This window comes from Paenibacillus sp. 01L418, from assembly GCF_056400045.1.
Window position 1 is genome coordinate 1 of record NZ_JBFTSN010000597.1, and the last position, 3134, is coordinate 3134.

Genomic DNA, 3134 nt, shown 5'->3' on the forward strand with positions numbered 1-3134 from the left:
TAACTGATTAAAGGTTGAAGACGCCTCGCTGAAGTTTCTACCGTTTCATTGTAATAAGCAATTGTTTTCTCTTCCAAAGTCTGATTTTCAGGGCAGCCCTTTATAAACGAAGTAGGAAAAGCACCTTCCCACCCTCGCCAGCCAAAGTTAATCAAACCTTCTTGGTCAGGTTCTGAATTCATTAAAAAAGAATGAGTAAGCTGAGTAACCGGTATTGGTTTGTAATGAACGAATGAAAATATTGACTCCACCAAATCCTGTCCGACATTTCCTACATATTTGATATACTGACTATAATGTTTTTGAAATGAAATGCCTGGTATATTGCGAACCCCTTTGGCAATTACCGTAAGCGTTTCCTGAATTGATACGGGAAGTTCATTAAAACGTGTGACTACTGGCGAATTATAGATAAATGTATTCTTGACTATATCAATTTCAATTATTTTTCCGAAAATTTCCATTATGTCCTGACTTAAATTAAATGGGTCATATCCTGATCCGCCATCCCCTGTTGTAAAAACAAGCTTTCCTGTTTCAGGTGAAAAATTCAAGCTATTGACACCATTATGATTTAAAAATGGTCTTCTTAAGTTAAGTAATGTCCGTCGTTTTTGGGATTGACCATTCGACTGTAAAATCCATTCTTCTACTGTATCAATATGATCATATTGCGCTTCTCTATTTATCCACTTTAAGTTTAAGGTACTGGGATCACACGGGGTAGGCTTAAAAGATTCAGGAGCACCTGGAAGAGCACCTGGACCTTGCGTTCCAGCTACTGAATAATGAAGATAAAACAGACCGTTATAATAAAATTCGGGATGAAATGCTAGCCCTAGTAATCCCCGCTCATCATATCCACCACTAGATCCACCTAGCTTTATGATTCGCGAGCGAATATCTAAAAAAGTCCTTATATCTCCGTTTCCTACGCAAAAGATCTCTCCTACCTGGGTTGCAATAAATAATCTTTCAATAGAGTCACCTGGGAGTATAGTTGTTTTCAAAACGGTGGGCATATTTAGCCTACTAACAATGGGCCGTAAACTAACCTTTACTTTAGCCAAATCACTCTACTCCCCTTCTAGTTGTTTCCTTTTATCCCTTACACGGATTTTCTTAGTTTCGCTATTAACCGGAGGCTGATTTCCGTCCACATTCCGCTATAAAGCAGACTAAAAAGAAATACATATACGGTTATGTCAATTCGAAAGCTCGTGGCGACCGACGGTCCTAGCAAAGGAAAGCGGAAGGCATATAACACAAGTGTAATTCCAGCCCATAATGCACTTGCAGAAATAAAGATAACCTGAATACGATTTTTGGAGAGAGCAATGAAGATGCCGAGTGCCATCCCAAGCAATCCCGTTGTAAAAGGAAAGACGATTAACTCGCTTGGTTGAATGAGGAACAATAACAAGTTGCTCAATGCATAGGCAGTAAGTCCCGAGCGAAATGAAATGAGGGTCGCGAAAACAATCGGGGCGGTAGAAAGTGGGCTGATCAAGTATCCCACTCCTGGTAAAAAACCTCCCGCAGATTGGAATAATGCGGTTAGGGCACTTAAAAAGGCTATGGTCACTATTAATTTGGTTTGATTTGCGCCAACACTGACTAATGGTGACCCGTACTCTATTTGCGGCAGCGGTTGAGTCCAATATTTTATAAATGGTCCATGCATTATTCAAAGGCCCTCCTTATTTTGGCCATTCGGAGTATAGAGGAACAAACGCAAGCAGAAGGGCCAGGAGCAGCACGATAAAATCGTGCTTGCCTAACTTCAATTGATAAAAAGCGGTTCGGTCGCATCCGGGGTAATAACAGCGGGACTCCATAGCCTCCGACAACCGTTCGGCTCGTCTGAAGATTATGAAAAGTAAGGGGGTCAAAAGTAAAAGCATATCTTTGCCCCTAGCCAGTAAATTCCATCTACCGGGTTGCGGTCCGCGGGCATTCTGTGCTTGCATGATTCGCATAAGATCCTCCAAGAGAAGCGGAAGATAGATAACAGCTATGGTGAACATAAACACAAACGATTCTGTCTTAACTCCCAGGCGTCGCAAAGGAGACAATAACTTTTGCAGCCCCTCCATTTGTTTTTCCGGCGGCGTAGTAGATAACATCAGCGTCATCAACAGAAAAAAAGAAAGCATCTTCAACGTCAGCAGCGCGGCTGCTTCTATTCCATGTAACCGGAATTGAAAGTAATTCAATATCAACAGGACGATGACAAGCCCTTGAATATTTTTCCATACTGTAAGAAGGTGAAGCTTGGAAAGCAAAAACAACAATAAGGCGATAAACGTATGGATCAAGCTCGTTGTTAAAGAATGGGAAGATGCAAGATTTATTGAATAACTAACAACAAACCCGTATTTAGAACGGGGATCAAGCCTGTGCAGTAAGGAATTGCCGGGTACATATTGGAGGGCGGATAAAGGGCCTAAGCTGTTCATTGTCCACCACCTATGTACACATGAGTCGGTCGGTTATGAAGGTGAGAAGCTTGTTTTCTTGAATAAGTTCCGGATCGATTTTCCCTCGGAAAAAGGATTCAAGCTCCTCTTTTAAACGTAGTAACGGTATTGAAGATAAAGGAATATCGGGGTCCTCAAGAGCACGCCGAATTTCGGTTATTTTCAAATCATAGATCAATTGTCCGTGATTTAAAATGACCAGACGGTCTGCATGTTCTAAAGCATCCTGAAGATTATGTGTAATGAAGATTATGGTCATAAGGCGTGTTCGTTGAAGTAAGGTCAGCAAAGCTAGAAACTTCACACGGGTCAATGGATCCAGTCCTACCGTCGGCTCATCTAATATAAGGATCTTTGGCTCTAGGATCAAGGCCCCTGCCAATACAACACGTTTCTTTTCTCCGCCGCTAAGCTGAAAAGGGAAGCGATCCTTATATAGTTCAAAGCTTAAGCCCACATTTTCCATCGCTTCTTTCACTTTTACCGTTATTTCTTGATCATTATAGTTCATCCTGCGAAGCCCATAGCGAATATCCCGAAATACCGTTTCTTCAATTAACTGATGGTCCGGGTATTGGGATACGTAAGTGACTTTGTTCAAGAAATCGGTACGGCTATTTCTGTTGTTCGTCGGGATATGATCCACATTTACGG

Annotated in this window: 4 protein-coding genes; all 4 read right to left on the bottom strand. The window is 41.6% G+C overall.

Annotation, left to right across the window (positions count from 1 at the left end):
- A partial coding sequence (locus AC1DSE_RS33320; protein WP_477528915.1) for a PQQ-dependent sugar dehydrogenase occupies nt 1-1070 on the bottom strand: 1070 nt, incomplete at its 3' end.
- 38 nt (nt 1071-1108) lie between these two features.
- Nucleotides 1109-1684: a hypothetical protein gene (locus AC1DSE_RS33325; protein ID WP_441886695.1), complete on the bottom strand. Its 576-nt coding sequence runs from the start codon at nt 1682-1684 to the stop codon at nt 1109-1111.
- 16 nt (nt 1685-1700) lie between these two features.
- Nucleotides 1701-2459: an energy-coupling factor transporter transmembrane component T family protein gene (locus AC1DSE_RS33330; protein WP_441886698.1), complete on the bottom strand. Its 759-nt coding sequence runs from the start codon at nt 2457-2459 to the stop codon at nt 1701-1703.
- A gap of 10 nt (nt 2460-2469) precedes the next feature.
- A partial coding sequence (locus tag AC1DSE_RS33335; RefSeq protein WP_477528916.1) for an ATP-binding cassette domain-containing protein occupies nt 2470-3134 on the bottom strand: 665 nt, incomplete at its 5' end.